This is a genomic window from Lysinibacillus sp. NPDC056232 (genome assembly GCF_042267565.1).
Classification (GTDB): Bacteria; Bacillota; Bacilli; order Bacillales_A; family Planococcaceae; genus Lysinibacillus.
In genome coordinates this window covers 1-16,240 of sequence record NZ_JBHJTF010000020.1, presented here as the reverse complement: position 1 = coordinate 16,240, position 16,240 = coordinate 1, and the positions used below count along the sequence as shown (strand labels likewise).

Annotated in this window: 20 protein-coding genes; 12 read left to right on the top strand and 8 right to left on the bottom strand. The window is 33.4% G+C overall.

Annotation, left to right across the window (positions count from 1 at the left end; all coding sequences use genetic code 11):
• Window positions 1–101: 101 nt before the first annotated feature.
• Entirely contained in the window at window positions 102–911 is an 810-nt protein-coding gene (locus ACFCYJ_RS15225) for a hypothetical protein (protein WP_376074777.1), read from the top strand.
• A gap of 99 nt (window positions 912–1,010) precedes the next feature.
• On the opposite strand, the gene ACFCYJ_RS15220 is transcribed toward ACFCYJ_RS15225, so the two are convergent.
• The gene (locus ACFCYJ_RS15220) at window positions 1,011–1,469 is read right to left on the bottom strand and encodes a putative iron-sulfur cluster-binding metallochaperone (RefSeq protein WP_376074776.1); all 459 of its coding nucleotides are present in this window, start codon (window positions 1,467–1,469) and stop codon (window positions 1,011–1,013) included.
• A 358-nt stretch (window positions 1,470–1,827) separates the two neighbouring features.
• Here ACFCYJ_RS15220 and ACFCYJ_RS15215 point away from each other — a divergent pair, with 358 nt between their 5' ends.
• Window positions 1,828–2,001, top strand: coding sequence for a hypothetical protein (locus ACFCYJ_RS15215; protein ID WP_376074775.1), 174 nt, complete (start codon window positions 1,828–1,830; stop codon window positions 1,999–2,001).
• Here ACFCYJ_RS15215 and ACFCYJ_RS15210 read toward each other — a convergent pair.
• Window positions 1,993–2,913, bottom strand: coding sequence for a DMT family transporter (locus ACFCYJ_RS15210; protein ID WP_376074852.1), 921 nt, complete (start codon window positions 2,911–2,913; stop codon window positions 1,993–1,995). The two genes, ACFCYJ_RS15215 and ACFCYJ_RS15210, sit on opposite strands and share 9 nt — an antisense overlap.
• Before the next feature lie 233 nt (window positions 2,914–3,146).
• On the opposite strand from ACFCYJ_RS15210, the gene ACFCYJ_RS15205 reads away from it, so the two are divergent.
• From ACFCYJ_RS15205 to ACFCYJ_RS15185, 5 genes are all read left to right on the top strand, one after another.
• Window positions 3,147–3,632, top strand: coding sequence for an Lrp/AsnC family transcriptional regulator (locus ACFCYJ_RS15205; protein WP_376074774.1), 486 nt, complete (start codon window positions 3,147–3,149; stop codon window positions 3,630–3,632).
• A 78-nt stretch (window positions 3,633–3,710) separates the two neighbouring features.
• Window positions 3,711–4,280 (top strand): histidine phosphatase family protein, encoded by a 570-nt coding sequence (locus ACFCYJ_RS15200; RefSeq protein ID WP_376074773.1) that lies wholly within the window; start codon window positions 3,711–3,713, stop codon window positions 4,278–4,280.
• A gap of 127 nt (window positions 4,281–4,407) precedes the next feature.
• The gene (locus ACFCYJ_RS15195; RefSeq protein ID WP_376074772.1) at window positions 4,408–5,622 is read left to right on the top strand and encodes a phosphoenolpyruvate hydrolase family protein; all 1,215 of its coding nucleotides are present in this window, start codon (window positions 4,408–4,410) and stop codon (window positions 5,620–5,622) included.
• Window positions 5,623–5,966: 344 nt separating this feature from the next.
• Entirely contained in the window at window positions 5,967–7,226 is a 1,260-nt protein-coding gene (locus ACFCYJ_RS15190) for a Tm-1-like ATP-binding domain-containing protein (protein ID WP_376074771.1), read from the top strand.
• The gene (locus ACFCYJ_RS15185) at window positions 7,192–8,010 is read left to right on the top strand and encodes a phosphoenolpyruvate hydrolase family protein (RefSeq protein WP_376074770.1); all 819 of its coding nucleotides are present in this window, start codon (window positions 7,192–7,194) and stop codon (window positions 8,008–8,010) included. The genes ACFCYJ_RS15190 and ACFCYJ_RS15185 overlap by 35 nt, the downstream gene beginning before the upstream one ends.
• Window positions 8,011–8,283: 273 nt before the next feature.
• On the opposite strand, the gene ACFCYJ_RS15180 is transcribed toward ACFCYJ_RS15185, so the two are convergent.
• Both ACFCYJ_RS15180 and ACFCYJ_RS15175 read right to left on the bottom strand, forming a co-directional pair.
• Window positions 8,284–8,727, bottom strand: a complete 444-nt coding sequence (locus ACFCYJ_RS15180) for a carboxymuconolactone decarboxylase family protein (protein ID WP_376074769.1) — start codon at window positions 8,725–8,727, stop codon at window positions 8,284–8,286.
• A 401-nt stretch (window positions 8,728–9,128) separates the two neighbouring features.
• Window positions 9,129–9,344, bottom strand: a complete 216-nt coding sequence (locus ACFCYJ_RS15175) for a YkvA family protein (protein WP_376074851.1) — start codon at window positions 9,342–9,344, stop codon at window positions 9,129–9,131.
• A 260-nt stretch (window positions 9,345–9,604) separates the two neighbouring features.
• Here ACFCYJ_RS15175 and ACFCYJ_RS15170 point away from each other — a divergent pair, with 260 nt between their 5' ends.
• Window positions 9,605–10,114 (top strand): MepB family protein, encoded by a 510-nt coding sequence (locus ACFCYJ_RS15170; protein WP_376074768.1) that lies wholly within the window; start codon window positions 9,605–9,607, stop codon window positions 10,112–10,114.
• 497 nt (window positions 10,115–10,611) lie between these two features.
• Window positions 10,612–10,863: a hypothetical protein gene (locus tag ACFCYJ_RS15165; protein WP_376074767.1), complete on the top strand. Its 252-nt coding sequence runs from the start codon at window positions 10,612–10,614 to the stop codon at window positions 10,861–10,863.
• A gap of 389 nt (window positions 10,864–11,252) precedes the next feature.
• Here the strand turns inward: ACFCYJ_RS15165 and ACFCYJ_RS15160 are convergent, their stop codons facing one another.
• The gene (locus ACFCYJ_RS15160; protein WP_376074766.1) at window positions 11,253–11,672 is read right to left on the bottom strand and encodes an HXXEE domain-containing protein; all 420 of its coding nucleotides are present in this window, start codon (window positions 11,670–11,672) and stop codon (window positions 11,253–11,255) included.
• Between the two features lie 253 nt (window positions 11,673–11,925).
• Here ACFCYJ_RS15160 and ACFCYJ_RS15155 point away from each other — a divergent pair, with 253 nt between their 5' ends.
• Both ACFCYJ_RS15155 and ACFCYJ_RS15150 read left to right on the top strand, forming a co-directional pair.
• Window positions 11,926–13,152, top strand: a complete 1,227-nt coding sequence (locus ACFCYJ_RS15155; RefSeq protein WP_376074765.1) for a collagen-like protein — start codon at window positions 11,926–11,928, stop codon at window positions 13,150–13,152.
• 398 nt (window positions 13,153–13,550) lie between these two features.
• On the top strand, window positions 13,551–13,733 hold the full coding sequence (locus tag ACFCYJ_RS15150) for a hypothetical protein (RefSeq protein ID WP_376074764.1): 183 nt from the start codon (window positions 13,551–13,553) through the stop codon (window positions 13,731–13,733).
• A gap of 202 nt (window positions 13,734–13,935) precedes the next feature.
• On the opposite strand, the gene ACFCYJ_RS15145 is transcribed toward ACFCYJ_RS15150, so the two are convergent.
• Both ACFCYJ_RS15145 and ACFCYJ_RS15140 read right to left on the bottom strand, forming a co-directional pair.
• Window positions 13,936–14,457 (bottom strand): GNAT family N-acetyltransferase, encoded by a 522-nt coding sequence (locus ACFCYJ_RS15145; RefSeq protein ID WP_376074763.1) that lies wholly within the window; start codon window positions 14,455–14,457, stop codon window positions 13,936–13,938.
• 259 nt (window positions 14,458–14,716) lie between these two features.
• Window positions 14,717–14,914: a hypothetical protein gene (locus ACFCYJ_RS15140; RefSeq protein ID WP_376074762.1), complete on the bottom strand. Its 198-nt coding sequence runs from the start codon at window positions 14,912–14,914 to the stop codon at window positions 14,717–14,719.
• Window positions 14,915–15,096: 182 nt separating this feature from the next.
• Here ACFCYJ_RS15140 and ACFCYJ_RS15135 point away from each other — a divergent pair, with 182 nt between their 5' ends.
• Window positions 15,097–15,432 (top strand): hypothetical protein, encoded by a 336-nt coding sequence (locus tag ACFCYJ_RS15135; RefSeq protein ID WP_376074761.1) that lies wholly within the window; start codon window positions 15,097–15,099, stop codon window positions 15,430–15,432.
• A 244-nt stretch (window positions 15,433–15,676) separates the two neighbouring features.
• Here the strand turns inward: ACFCYJ_RS15135 and ACFCYJ_RS15130 are convergent.
• The coding region (locus ACFCYJ_RS15130; protein WP_376074760.1) for a pentapeptide repeat-containing protein at window positions 15,677–16,240 on the bottom strand (564 nt) is incomplete at its 5' end.

Below are 16,240 nucleotides of genomic sequence, written 5' to 3'. Positions count from 1 at the left end.
ATCCTGCTGACACATTTCGTCGATATAGTGTAGATACAGCTTAGTTAAATCTAAGTTTAGGGGTAAATACCTCGTTACACTAATTCAAGGAGTGAATAAGAATGAAAATAAGAAGTAAAATTTCGATTTATGCTATGACAGGAGCCTTATCACTAGGGATATTTGGCGGTACAACAATCCCAACTCTCGCAGCTACAAATCAAAAGGAAACAGTAAATGTAGATAAATACAAAAATTTGGATGCTGAAACACAACAAAAAGTTGATGAAATTTTAAATAATCTAAGGAATGAATTAGCTAACTTAGGGGTGTCATTATCTTCAAAGCATAATGAAAAAGGCGATAAATTCGCGAATTTAGATGACGCAACAAAAACACAAGTACAAGAAATTATGAAACAACTTAAAGACGGTGCATTTACCCAGAAGGAAGCGAATACAAAACTGAAAGACCTTGGTATATCTCTTCCAACCCATATTGAAAAAGGCGATAAATTCGCGAATTTAGATGCTGAAACAAAAACAAAGGTACAAGAAATTATGAAACAAGTTAAAGAGGGTTCTTTAACTCAGGAGGAAGTGAATACAAAACTGAAAGACCTTGGAGTATCCCTTCCAATCCATAATGAAAAAGGCGATAAATTTGCGAATATAGATGCTGAAACAAAAACAAAGGTACAGGAAATTATGAAACAAGTTAAAGAGGGTTCTTTAACTCAGGAAGAAGCGAATAAACAACTAAAAGACCTTGGAGTAACCCTTCCAACCCATAATGAAAAAGGCGGAAGATTCGCGAATTTGGATGATGAAACTAAAAAAGAGGCAACAAAATTAATTGAGAAAGCCAAAAAACAAATGGAGGAATTAGGAGTAGATTTCCCTACAGAAAAGTTTAATCAATTGGTAGATTAAACTGTTGTGAAGGGAGGATAAATTAGCAATTTTACGATCAATAAAATGGTCCTAAAACACCTGTTTTACCAGGATTTTAGGACCTCTTTTTATTCCTATTTAGGCTAGACCTTTAATGTATTTCGTAACATTCCCTAAACAACAACTACCTTGAGGATTGTTTACCTCGCAGCCACAACGGTTTTCTTTTATATTTGCACGAATATGGTCTAACGGATTAGGCGTCAGTTCATTTTCAACATAGTGTTTAATTTTGTCTTTCGTCCAATCAAAACAATAACAAACCGGTGTACTGAATGTGTCATCCTTTTGATGCACAGTTACCTTTATATCAGGAAGAGTGTACTCCTTATTACTCGTATCAAAATAAACGACATGACAATCTTTGGTAGAACAAAAATAGTGATTTTCCATAGCATTTATTGATCCTAATACAGATGGTTTAATCATTGATTTTATTGTTATTAGTTGTATGTTTTTAGCTTTATTTTTGCAAGAAGGACAAATAATCGTGTTTTCATTACTATTTTTTTTAGGGCTACTACAACAATTTCCCATCTTTGATTCACCTCGTACAATTTATTTTCTGCCACTAAAGTTTCAATAGCAGAACATTGGTTAGGACTCATTATACATCTTCTATAAAGTATAAACCATGCACTAAGACAAAAGGAGAAAGGAATAGCTTCATTATCAACAAGAAGGTGAACATTCATAAAATGATTAAGCGCCAAATCCTTTTTGAAATTTATTAAACTTTATTTTAAAATGAAAATAATTCCCAAAAAATACGAGATCTTTTTAAAAGGCGCTCATAAAATAAACTGCCTCCCAATTGTTAGTTCGTACTTACTGGGATGCAGTTCAAAATGCGTCTTGGTCTTATAAAATAAAATAATAAAGGGTGATAAATTTTATGTTGTTAGGATTTGAATGGTTCCCTAAAAGATGGGGGAAAAGAAAAGTTTCGGAACGTTTTCTTCAAGCAAAATTTACTGAAGAAGGTAAAGGGATTACGATTACTACATATGCTGTAGATTTATATGTATTATCTATTCCTTTACAAGTGAAAAAATATAATTCACTGTAATTTACGAGTGTCAACAAATTTTGTTGACATTTTTTCACTTGAAAGGGACGTATTCAAATAGTTTGTGTTTGACTTAAAATGTGAAAATAAATAACAGCCTATAATAACAATCAATCCCCCAATCCCTTGAGTCCAAGAGATGCTTTCTCCTAAAAATAAAAACGCTAAAAGTGCCGTGAAAATCGGATTAAAATTAAGGAAAACACCGGATGTTGTTGCCCCTAATTTTTGAATACCAATGCTCCACAGTACCATACAAACAACAGTGGAAATAAGCCCTGTATATAAAAGCGATAGTATAAAAGAATGATTCACATTGGAAATGGTAAAATCCTTAAGATTAAACGGCAATAGGATAAGAAGTCCAAATATTCCTGAATACAAAGTAGACATTAGTGGCGAGGTAGTTTTTAATGCCCATTTACTACAAACGGAATAAATTCCCCATACACATACAGCTGCAATCATCCATAAATCACCTAAATTAAAATGAAAAGACAATAATAACTTGATATTCCCCTTTGACAGTACGAGAAGAACACCAAATAACGAAAATAACAATGAAAGTACCTGAAATCTATTTATCTTTTCTTTTAGAAAAACAAATGAAAAAAACGCAATAGAAATGGTATTTAATGTTGAAATGAGACCAACATTCGTCGACGTAGTTCTTTCTAATGCTAAAAATTGAAAGATATTGAACAATACCACACCTGTTATGCCCATTAAAAATAAAGGGAGAAGGGCAGCTCGAGAGGGAAGCAGTTTTTTCTCTTTCCACCATACCATTGGAAGAAGGGCCGCAATGGCAATGAGCCACCTTAAGCTCGTCAATGTTAAGGGAGAGGCATGATCCACAAGAGATTTGGCCACTACAAAATTGCCACCCCAAAGTATACTAGTTACAAGCATTAATAAAACATAGACATTCGTCAAATCACTATCTCTCCTTTGATTGTCTTACGTACAATCAAGTTACATTTAATAAAAGAATCATAACACTTTTGCTTTTTTGACAGTATAATATTTTGTAAGGTTAATGAAAATCAAAACAATAGAAAGAAAAATGGAATTTTGCAGAATAAAATTAATAATAGCTGTCGAATGTGGCTATAATTTCGAATAAAAAAAGGAGAGAAAATTGCATGAGAGATGTTGAAAGAAAATTATTAGATAGTGTTGATACTCAAATACTAGATATTTTGCAGAGAGAGGTTCAGATAAGTAATGCAGAAATAGCGAGACGTGTAAATTTGTCTCCGCCGGCAACCCATACAAGGATAAAACGTTTAGAAAGTGAAGGATTTATTGACAAACAAGTAGCGATTTTAAATCCTGAGAAACTGGGATTCGATTTACTGTGCTATGTTTTCATGAGTACCAATATTCATCAAGCTAAGGAATTAGAAGCGTTGGAAAATACTTTGAAAACAATGACCGAAATATTAGAATGTCATTGTTTAACAGGAGAGTATGATTATCTTTTAAAGGTCATTATTAGAGATCGAAAAGAATTAGATAGCTTTATTAGAAAATTAAATAGAATGGGCATATCCCGTATTCAAACGAATTTATCTTTACGAGAAGTTAAATATTCTACAGTCTTACCGATTTCAGAAGATGAACAGTAGAAGTTCTTCAGAGCAATATGGATTTTTAACTTCGTCACAAAAATGGTTTAGGTCAAAAATTCGATTTTAGGAGGCATTATGAAAACATTCATATATATGGTACGTCATGGGGATTCACCAAAAGACGGAAATGAGAGAACGAGAGAATTAACTGGAAAAGGTAGATTAGACGCTCAACGAATAACTGATATTCTACAAAAAGAGGGCATTGATACGGTTATCTCAAGCCCGTATAGTCGTTCGATCTTAACTGTTCAGAAAGTAGCTGAACAAATAGAAAAAGAGGTCATTGTATTTGAAGATCTAAAAGAGCAAATATTTATTGCGGGAGATAAGCGAATCTCTGACAAGGAATTATTCCCTTTATTACAAAAGTCATTTTCTGAACCAACCTATGCTTTAGAGGGAGGCGAGTCAAATGCTGACTGCCAGAAACGCGCTATAAAAGTTTTGAAAAAAATAGTATACACATATCAAGGTCAAAAAGTAGTAATTGGCACACATGGGGCTGTAATGACTTTAATGATGGGGTTTTATGATAGTAGATTTGATTTGAATTTTTTATTACATACAACAAAGCCAGACATATACAGAATGGAATTCAATGGGCAAGAATTGGTCGATGTAAAAAGGTTATGGGAGATTTAGGCGAGTTTTTTGAAGTTAGGAAATCTGTAGATATAGCTTTGGTATAAGAGATAATATACATTACACTAAAAGAGAAGAATGATTAAATAACTGAAAACTAAACAATGTTAGTAGGGGTGAAAATAAAATGGAGGACAAATTAAATCAGAAGTATGAAATAAAAAATCATATGAATAAACAAATTAATAAAAATAGATATATTTTAGGTGTTGCAGCAGGTTCTGGAATGACAGCTAAATATGCAGAACAAGGTGGCGCTGATTTTATTTTAGCTCTAAATTCAGGACGATTCAGATTAATGGGGGTAAGTTCATTAGCAGGTTTCTTACCGTATGCAAATAGTAATGAAGTTGTTATGGATTTTGCATGTAAAGAAATCATTCCAATGATAAAAAAAATTCCTATTTGTTTTGGATTATGTGCAACAGATCCAACAATTGAATTAGATAGCTATATCGATTTAATTCAGAAAAAAGGATTTGCGGGCATTAATAATTATCCAAGTATTGGTCTAGTAGATGGGCTTTTTAGAGAAGCTTTAGAAGAACAAGGGATTACATATGAAAAAGAGATAGAAGCTATTCGTATCGCTAGTGAAAAAGGTTTGTTTACTGTAGCTTTTGTATTTAACGAGGAGCAAGCTATAAGTATGGTAGAAGCGGGTGCAGATATTATTTGTGTTCACTTAGGTTTAACGAATGGGGGATCACTAGGCGCTAAAAAGATTTTATCTTTACAGGCTGCCAAAAGGATGGCTGTAAATATTTTTAATAGATGTAATGAACTGAATCCAAACATTATAAACATGATTTATGGAGGTCCAGTTAATAAACCAATAGATGTTCAGTATATGTACGATGATACTACTATTATGGGTTACATCGGAGGTTCCGTTTTTGAAAGGATTCCAAATGAACAAGCTCTTATACATATTACGAAATCATTTAAGCAAACGAACGACTTTCAGTTGGATGAATTAATCGGTAAAATTACTGATGGTTTAGGTAGCCGAGATGATTATATTAATTTTACAAAGAAGTATATCAGCTTACATTATATGGACGAAATTTCGTTGAATGAAGTGGCGGAAATATTAAATTTGTCTCGCTCTTATTTAAGCACATTATTTAAAAAAGAGATGGGTATTTCATTTACTGAATATCTTATTAAGTTTCGGCTTAATCGCGCAATCGAAATACTGAGATTTGAAAAAATACCGCTAAATAATATCGCCGAAATGGTAGGTTATCCGGATTATACTCAATTTAGTAAAATATTTAAAAAATATAAAGGTGTGTCACCTAAAAACTATTTAAAAAATAACAAAGAGACAATTTTATAGAACAAAAACACATTAACTCTCCTAATAGAAAACGTTATCATGAAATGGAGGTATAAATGAAACCGCTTTCTTAAATGATTATTTGATGTTAAAGCCTCCGGCGGATGTCACCGAATCGGAAAGGAGTTCACATAGGACATCGCATCCATGCGAAAACGGTTAACTAACCTGCATAGGTAAAATGCGGCATTACCGAAATGACCGACATCGTGTCGGCCCTCGTGTTGTTGCCGCTGCCGCTACGCTTTCGCGCAAAAAAACATCTGCAGGCCTAAGCACCAAGCCGATTCCGGACGCAATTATGCCGAGGAATAATTGATAGATCAAGAAGGGAGAGAGTTGATATGAAAACAATTGCTTTGGCAGGAACATTTGATTCAAAAGGAAAAGAATATTTGTATGTAAAAGGGTTGATTGAATCGTTAGGTTTCAATACTTTCACGATTCATACAGGTGTTTTTAACCCAGCATTTGAGCCTGACGTATCAAATGCTGAAGTAGCAGCTGCAGCCGAAGAAGATATACAGGACATTGCAGGAAAAAGAGATCGAGCAAATGCAACCGCAGTTCTTGCAAAAGGCATGGAAGTGCTTTTGCCGAAACTGTATGAAGAAGGTAAATTTGACGGTGTACTTTCCTTTGGAGGTACTGGAGGGTCATCTATCGTATCAACTGGTTTGAGAGCATTACCAATAGGTGTTCCAAAAGTGATGGTTTCTACAGTTGCTTCTGGTAATACGGAGCCGTATGTAGGTACTAGTGACATCATTATGATTCCATCGATAGTAGACGTTGCTGGTTTAAATATAATTTCGACTAAAATATTTACGAATGCAGTATTTGCGATAGCAGGTATGCTGAACTTTGACAATAAAACGATCGTGAAAAAGAAGCCTCTTATTGCTGCAACTATGTTTGGACTGACAACACCTTGTATTAATCAGGCTAAAGATTTTTTAGAAGCCAAAGGATATGAAGTATTAATTTTCCATGCAACAGGTGTTGGTGGTCGTACAATGGAGAATTTAATAGCTAATGGATTTATAGATGGTGTCCTTGACATAACGACCACTGAATGGGCTGATGAGTTAATTGGAGGTGTATTGAAAGCTGGACCGAATCGTTTAGAAGCAGCCTCCAAAAAACAAATTCCTCAAGTTGTATCAGTGGGTGCAATAGATATGGTTAACTTTGGTCCATTTGATTCTGTTCCTGAGAAATTTAAAGGTAGAAAATTTTATAAGCATAATCCAACAGTTACTTTAATGCGCACATCTGTTGAAGAGAACAAGCAAATAGGAGAAATAATTGCAGAAAAATTAGCTTTAGCTAATGGAAATACAGCATTATTTTTACCGCTAAAAGGGCTCTCAGGTCTTGATGTTGAAGGGCAGCCTTTCTATGGTTTAGAAGAAGACAGAATGTTATTTGATACATTAAGAAAAAATGTTGACCAAAGCAAAGTGGAAATGATAGAAATCAATGCGGATATTAATAGTCAAGAGTTTGCATTAGCTGCAACGAAGAAATTAATTGAATTAATAGAGAATAAAGAGAGGGAAAGCGATCATGTTACAGAGACAAGAAATATTAAATCGTTTTAAAGAAGAAATTAAACAAGGTAATATTCTGTTAGGTGTTGGTGCTGGTACAGGAATTACAGCTAAAAGTAGTGAAGCCGGTGGAGCCGACATGCTAATTGTCTATAATTCTGGCCGTTATAGAATGGCTGGTCGTGGTTCCTTAGCTGGATTATTATCGTATGGTGATGCCAACCAGATTGTTGTTGAAATGGGTAATGAGGTATTACCCGTTGTAAAGGATACTCCAGTACTAGCTGGTGTTAATGGAACTGACCCTTTTAAAGTGATGGAAGTTTTCTTAAAGCAGCTGAAAGATCAAGGGTTCAGTGGCGTTCAAAACTTTCCTACAGTTGGTTTAATTGACGGTGTTTTTCGTCAAAATTTAGAGGAAACAGGAATGGGCTATGATTTAGAAGTAGATATGATTAGAAAAGCACATGAATTAGATTTACTAACTACACCATATGTCTTCGATGAAGAGCAAGCAAAGAAAATGACTGAAGCGGGTGCAGATATTTTAGTGGCCCACATGGGATTAACAACTAAAGGTACGATTGGTGCACAAACTGCATTAACTTTAGATGACTGTGTTGATCGAATTCAAAAAATTATTAGTGCTGGTAAGTCTATAAATCCTGAAATATTAGCAATTTGCCATGGAGGTCCAATCGCAGAACCGGAAGACGCTGCTTATATTATTGAAAGAGTAGATGGGATTGTTGGATTCTTTGGTGCATCTAGTATTGAGAGATTTGCTGCAGAAAAAGGAATCAAAGAACAAACTGAAGCTTTCAAAGGTATATAATTGAAGGTATTTTCTTTTATCGGAAGTTTGAAACTTAATAAACAATTTGAAGATCGTATCAGAAAGAAAATGCAATGTACCAGGTGTAACTTTGAAGTAAAGTTTGATTAAAAAATACTCTAATCTAATTAAGACGAATCCAATTTGAAAAAAGATTGTTCAAATTGGATTCGTCTTTGTAGATTTAATCTGTCTTTATGTTTTAATAGCAACAATCTTTTAGAAAACAGCCTAAAGAAAAACGAACACCTTGAGATGTTCGTTTAAAAGTTATTATTTTTCAGTTGCTGTATTCCCCATTGCAATAGAAATTCTATTCCAACTGTTGATCTGATTGATGATTAGAACAAGGTCAACATACTGTTGCTCATCATAGTATTCACGGACCCGCTTATATAGATCATCCGGAACTCTTTTAGTAGGAATTAAAGTGATATGTTCAGATAATTCTAGCGCAACTTTTTCTTCAAGTGTATAAAAAGTACATTCATTCCAAGCATTTAAACAATAAATACGCTGTTCGGTTTCACCCATTTTACGAGCATCGGATGTATGAATGTCTATGCAGTAAGCACATCCATTAATTTGAGAGACTCTAATTTTGATAAGTTCCCTAGTTGCTCGATTAATTGTAGACTTCTTAGTGTATTTTTCCATATCCATCATAATTTTCATACCATCAGGTGCAATATCATAATAGGCAACTCTTTGACTCATAAGGCAAGACTCCTTTTATATTAAGATAAGCTAATTATAACTGAATGCGAACATTCGTGCTAGTTTTAGCTTTGGGATATTTGAATTAAATAGAATTTTCTTGTTAGACCCTGTTCTTATGCCTCTTTCCAGTTTCAACACCTACTTCATAAATAAAGAGGATCATAATAAAGAAAAAAACAATTTTTAGAGTAGTGCTAGCTGACCAAAAGCCCAAATAATACATGAACACAAGATAGATAAAAGAGTTTTAACAATCTTTAGAGTCATCCTGATACCTCCTGATACCTGGGTTGGTAGATTTCAAAATGATAACATAGTTAGGAAGTCTTGCTGAACAATCCTTTGAATATGATGAATAATCATTTTACTAATCCAAACTGCAAAGATAATCCAAACAATTATAAAAAGAATACCAACAAACCAATTTTTGGTTTTTTAGATTGTTTTAACTCTTCTGCAGCTTCTTTATGATTCTCAATCACATGTGGTGGAATTAATTTTAAAGCTAAGATAATTCCCAAAGGTACAATTATCAAATCAACAAGATACCCTAGAATAGGAATAAAATCTGGAATTAATTCTATTGGGCTAAAAGCATAAGCAACTATAATCATTGCCACAAGCTTTGCATACCTTGGGGTTCCCTGAATCTTTATAAGACAAGTAAAGTACAAATAAATTTTGTTTTAATTTTTTAGCAAAGGCTTTGAACCTTGATAGTGAATTGCTTCTCATTGAAAAAATCTTCCCCCATTCCTAGAAAGTACATATCATAAAAATACATCGGGGAATAGAAATATTTACTGAACAATTACGGTGATAAGTCCGCGGATGATATACTAGTATATCGTAGTATGAGATAAGGAGAATAACTATGAATAAATTTAATAAGACGTTAACATATGTAAATGAATTACTTTATGAACCTAATGATTTAACAATAAAAAACATATGTGAAGAAACTCAAAATTCAGATTATGGGGCTGGGATATTTCAGTTGAATTCTAAATTGGTTAGATTTAGAGTCGCAAAAATTACACCAACCAAGATAGGACAGTTTGTTTCTTTTTGGGAAAAGGATGAAGCTAACAAAAACCAAGCATTTTCATTTGACAATGCCACTGATTTATTGGTAATAAACACTTTTAATGATAATGGTGATTTTGGCCAATTTGTTTTTCCGAAAGAGGTTCTTTTAAAACAAAACATCCTTAAAACCGCTAATACAAAGGGGAAAATGGCAATTAGAGTTTATCCTAGTTGGGAAACTCCCACTAGCAAACAAGCGATAGCAACACAGAAATGGCAATTACCATATTTTATTAAAATAGACGATGCTAATAGTTTGCCAATACCTGAGCTATTAAAATTATACTCCAATTAAAATTAGATTCTTTAAAACAAAAGAATAAGTAACAAGCTCTATTACAGAAATTGTGTCATTTAAATATTAATGAACATTTTGAGTAAGGAAACTATAAAAAGGGTCACTTGGGATAGGAGTGACCCTTAGTTACAAAACTCGGAGGTGTAAGGCTAAATTAGCTTTACATTTCTATTAATATGTCGTGATAGCGTTGTTTGTATAGTTCATAGCCTGAGAAAATAGATTGAAAAATAAAAAAGCCACAGTGTCGTTTCATGCTCAACTAAGAATGGGGTTATACCCTCGAATGGCTTGTTCGTATAAGAAAGAAAATGTGCAGCAATGGTATGAGATAAGCCACCATTACAACTCAGTTTGAGTTAACCTCTAACGGTTTGCAATTAAATCATTATTGCATACACCATATACATATTGAGAAGAAAAAGAAAACAAGTGGACCAATAGAATTTTTTGAATATACTAGTTGAAACGAAAAGAATTAGGGAGATGGTGTAGTGAGCGAAATAGATGAACGCAACAGATTAAGCGAAGAACCGTTTGCTTATCAAATAACGAAAAAAGGAACGGTAGTAATAGATTATGAAGGTAAACAGATTAAAATTGTAAAGGATAGGGAGGCCGAGCGTCTTATCGCAAGAATCAAAGAAGTTGAAGACAATCAAACAGCAGTACAGTTATTGTTAGCTAAAATTACAGGGAATTTTAAACGTGGAAACGAGAAACTTGGGAAAAATAAAAGAAAGTAATCTATGACTTTACTTCGTAGTTTCACAAATAATTTGTAATGAAAATAACGTGATGTCGCTCTATCATTTAGACGTAATTGAATTGTAGAAAAATGGATTGACCATATACAAAATGACCAGGACTCTCTTTTTATAAATGAGATACTGGTCATTTTATGTTTATTCACCTTGTAATTTTTCGTATGGATCTTACTTTCATAAAAAAGCTTTGGACAAAGGAGAACAAACATATAGGGAGTTAGAATCAAAGAGAACTTGAACGAATTAGTAATTTACGCAGGTAAGTCAAGTAAATATTTGAAAGGAAATGTGCTGTAAGGTTAGATGGAAATACCATAGAACTCGTAAATCGCCCATACAGTACAAAGTTTATTATCTGGATGAATTAATTAAATTAACCTGGTTAAAAGATAGACTGTATAAGGGGTAACAAGAAAAACAGCTGAATAAAGACCAGGAGTATATGTCTTTAAAATAATTGTTTGTATGATATGCACAAGATTATGGAAGAGAACGAAACATAAAAAAGATATAAATAATGCTGCTGTCCAATTAGCATCTATAAATTGAACTTTTAAAAATACAATACTTGAAGTTACTAGAAAAATAAATACATCTCTTTTAGCAAATGAATGTGAATTGATATTCCAAAACTTCCAAATTAGTAGTTTCAATTTATTATTAGTGTTTTTAACTAGATAATTTGTTTTCTGAGACCAGTTCTCAACAGTTATTATTTCTTCAAAATCATGAAGCATAAAAACAATAACGAAAAGCCATAGTGCGTTATGTAATTCAAACTGAATCATTCGAAGTATCCCCCATAATTGTAATAAAATAATTTGTATTTTTACATTAGCATTAATTACAAGAAATATTAAAGAATATGTCTGAATCAAAAGAGTAAATAATTGAACAATTTATTGTGATGAGTGAATGAACAATTTTTCTTAGGAGCTGATTCTAAACAATATGAGGAAGGAAGTTTATATAAGTCTAGTGCTATGTCTATTTCATTTATTCTAATAAAAATATTATGAAAAAAGGGAGGGGGGTGATCTAATGAGTTTTAATAACTTTCAAGAAGGATTAAGAGGAGAAACAGGTGATGGTGAGATAGGTTATCGAGGAAAAACAGGATTACCTGGTTCGACAGGTTTCCAAGGGTTAATAATAGAGGCGGGTTCAAACGGCTTGCAAATAATAGAGGGGAGAATTGGAGCCCAGGGAATAACAGGAGCAACGGGATCAACTGGAGTGACAGGTTCTACTGGACTTCAAGGAATAACAGGAGCAACGGGTCCGACTGGAGTGCAAGGAATAACAGGAGCAACGGGATCAACTGGAGTGCAAGGAATACCAGGAGCAACGGGTCCGACTGGATTTCAAGGAATAACAGGAGCAACGGGATCAACTGGAGTGCAAGGAATACCAGGAGTAGCAGGTTCAACTGGAGTGCAAGGAATACTAGGAGCAACGGGTCCGACTGGAGTACAAGGAATAACAGGAGCAACGGGTCCAACTGGAATTCAAGGAATAACAGGAGCAACGGGATCAACTGGAGTGCAAGGAATAACAGGAATGACAGGTTCAACTGGGGTGCAAGGGATAACAGGAGCAACGGGTCCGACTGGAGTGCAAGGAATAACAGGAGCAACGGGATCGACTGGAGCGCAAGGAATAACAGGAGCAACGGGATCAACTGGAGTGCAAGGAATAGCAGGAGTGACAGGTTTAACTGGAGTACAAGGGATAACAGGAGTGACAGGTTCTACTGGACTTCAAGGAATAACAGGAGCAACGGGTTCAACTGGGGCCCAAGGAAAAACAGGAGCAACAGGAGTAACTGGCACTACTGGTCCAACAGGTACGAATGGACCAGGACAAATGGAAGTTTTCCTAAGTTCAGATCAATCAGTTGCAAACAATGATTTTATTGGGGTTGGGAGTTCATCAGCGTCTTTCATCAAAAATACAATTGTAGTCCCTCAAAATGCAGTTATAACAAGTTTAACTCTTAATATACGAGATCATAATTTAACTGCTGGAGATACAGCATCTGCACAAATATATTTAAGCACAAATTGTGGTTTTACTGCCCCGATAGCTTCGGGTATTATAGCAACTATTACAGGACCAAGTACATCTACCACACCGAATTGCTGTGCAACTACAACGTCAAATTTCCCAATAAATAGTTGCACTCTTCTGTCTGTAGAAATAATAACTTCTGGTGGCTCTTTCGCAAATGGTGTATCTGCAACTATTCGATATAATTTGCCTCAATGAAATGAAAACAGTCCTTTCAAAATTTGAAAGGACTGTTCAATATAAGTGAACAATTTTAATAACATCATGGATCGGTAAGATTATAGAAGTGATGAAACGAAAAGGTGCTTGGGATTAATCGAAAGAAAACGGCAAAATTTTATTGTTAGATCCTGTTCTTTTGCTTTTTACCAGTTTCAACACCTATTTCATAAATAAAGAGGACCATAATAAAGAAAAGCACAATTTTTATAGTAGAGTTAGCTGACCACAAGTCCAAATAATACATGAACACAATAAGGATAGATAAAAAGTTTTAACAATTTCTAATACCTCTTACTATTTGAATTGGTGATTTTGGGAAGCACCTACAAACGTAAAGGTAAGTTAGATCTCGAAACGTAAAGGAAGAGTGAATCTTGCTGAACAATACGTTAAATATGATGAATAATAATTTTACTAATCCAAACTGTAAAGATAACCCAAACAATTATAGATTTAGAGTAGCAAAAAATACACCTATCAAATTAGGACAAAAAGATTCTGAGAATATTATTGAAGTAATGCTGAAAAAGAAGAAACAGCATAAAATATCATACTAATACCTGTGAATACCACCAACACCATTGATTGGTCTCAAAATGCCCGATTCTTTTGCATCTTTTTAAAATGTAATGGTCATTGGGGTTCAATGACCATTTGGATGACCAGATTATTGTTCAAAAATGGATCCCTAAAATTCGCTAAGGATCCAATGGAATGTTCGGAAATAAAAGAAGTTGTACATCAAATGATAAGATAGAGTTAGATTTTAGTATTTATAAATTCCATTAACAAAGCACGTTCATTATTAATTTTTTTAACTTTTGTAAACCCGCATTTTTCGTAACATCTAATAGCTCTTTCGTTAGAAACTTCAGGGTCTAATATTATAATTTCGGCGTCAGTAATTTTAATAATAAGTTCAATAAATTTACTAACCATAATTGTTCCATAGCCTTTATTAAACAATTTTGGAATACCGATAAATTGGTCAATTCCAAAAACCACTTGATTATTTAAATAGCCTAATTCTTTTAGTTCTTCTGCTTGAAGTTTATAGTATTGCATAAATCCTATTGGGGAACCGTCTAATTCAACAATAAAGGGGAAAACTAGGATTTCACCACGAACGCGTGGTTCATATTTTTTCCTTACTTGTTCTATTGAAAATGGTGAATTAATATCCCCATAAAATTCTAAAACTTCTTTCGTACTCAACCATTTTGCCATTAAACCATAATCATTATCAGTCATTTTCCTAATGTATATATTGTTGGTATCCAAAATATGTACCCCTTTCAAAACGCTAGTATATCGTAATATACCAAAATCAATCTGTATAGTACTTACTGAACAATAGGGCAAGATGGTGAAAATGATAAATTAGTTTAAAGGCCAATATGAAATGGTCAAAGTTTCAAAGTTTTGGTACCAATGTAAATGAAGTTTTCTGGCCAACAGGTTATACTGTATTTGTGAAATTATAACAATAACGTCGTTTCTAAAGGTTTTATCCCAAGGACTATGGGTAGTACAAAAACCTTTAAGCCACTCGCTTATCTTTTCTGATTTCCTGCATTGTAAAAATTAGTCCTGTTAAACCAGCAGTTAATGCAGGTGCAATACTATATATAAAAAACCGCCACACACCTGTGTACAAGGATACTGTTAGAAAAATAATAGGTAAACCAATTAATGCAAATAAAGAAGCAATTAAGGCGAATCTTTTATTTTCTTTCATTTGTGAAACCTCCTTATAATTTACAAATTTATTCAATTGTAACATAAATAACCTAAATATTTTGTTTTTTGATCATTAGAGGAATAGCTCGTGGTATAAGTGTAAGCAGTAGCGTCGTTACACTCTACAAGAATTGGTATTTGCCATTCTATTTAATTCCACTATATACGAGGAGGTTATATATGAAATATAAAAAAATTATTCTCGCTGTTGTATTATTTATTTTATTAGGAATTAGCTATTATATTGTTGCTAATTCTAAATATGAGCTATCGGAAAAATATCGTGATTTCCCTGTTCCTATAAGCGCCCAACTAACAAAGGAAAATGAGAATAACTCTGTATATGAGTGGTCAATGTCTTCTGATGAAAATGGTATTCCGATTAGTTATCGTCTTATCATATGGGTAAATGGTTGGGAAAAGGTAGTTAGAGAAGGTACTTTAACTATCTATGAGAAGGATGAGGTTCAGATTCATTTATCAAGCGATCGAGATGAGATTATTATAGGAAGATGAATGAATGATTTGCCTAAGAAAATGAATTTAATTAATTCACAAGACATCCTTAGGGGTGTTTTTATGTTGTTTTGAAAGCTGCATTCCAGCATTAATGGAACTTTTCGATTTTTCTAAAGAAGGTGGTAAATGCAGAATAATCGAAAGAAACTATTCAGTAAACAAGAACGAGGAAAACACCGTTTAAACATATAAACGGTGTTCACAAAATTATACAAACTTTACTTTAAATATTTGATTTTCATCAAGTTATAACCTTTAATCCTAACAATGAAGCAAATCCAACCGCTTGTTCCGAGGATACTTCACAACCTTTCAAACTTTCCAAGGTGACATTAAGTCTTTCAAATTTACATGTACTAATATCAATTCCTTTTAGGGACGTTTGAGAAAAGTCAACATCATTAATATCACTTTGAGAAAATATCACCTTATTAAATGAGCATTCATAATAGTTCGCACCCTGTAGAGTTGAACTTTCGAATAGTACATGTTTTAAACGAGTCTCTGAAAAGTCACATAAATTTGCAATACAATTTTCAAAAGAAACATTTCCTAAATTAGCTCCTAAAAAATCTAATCCTAATAATTTACAGTTTTCAAATTTAACTCGATGTATTATACCTTCACTAAAGCTGGAATTAGATAAATCACAGTTTTCAAATATCACATCAGTCAAATCAATTTTTCTAAAAGTAACATCTATGAATCTTACGTTTTTAAAGATAACTTTTGATAAAACTAGTCTTTCGACAACCTCATTATCAATTACTGTGTTAGAGATCATGCAGTTTGATAAATAGGGTTC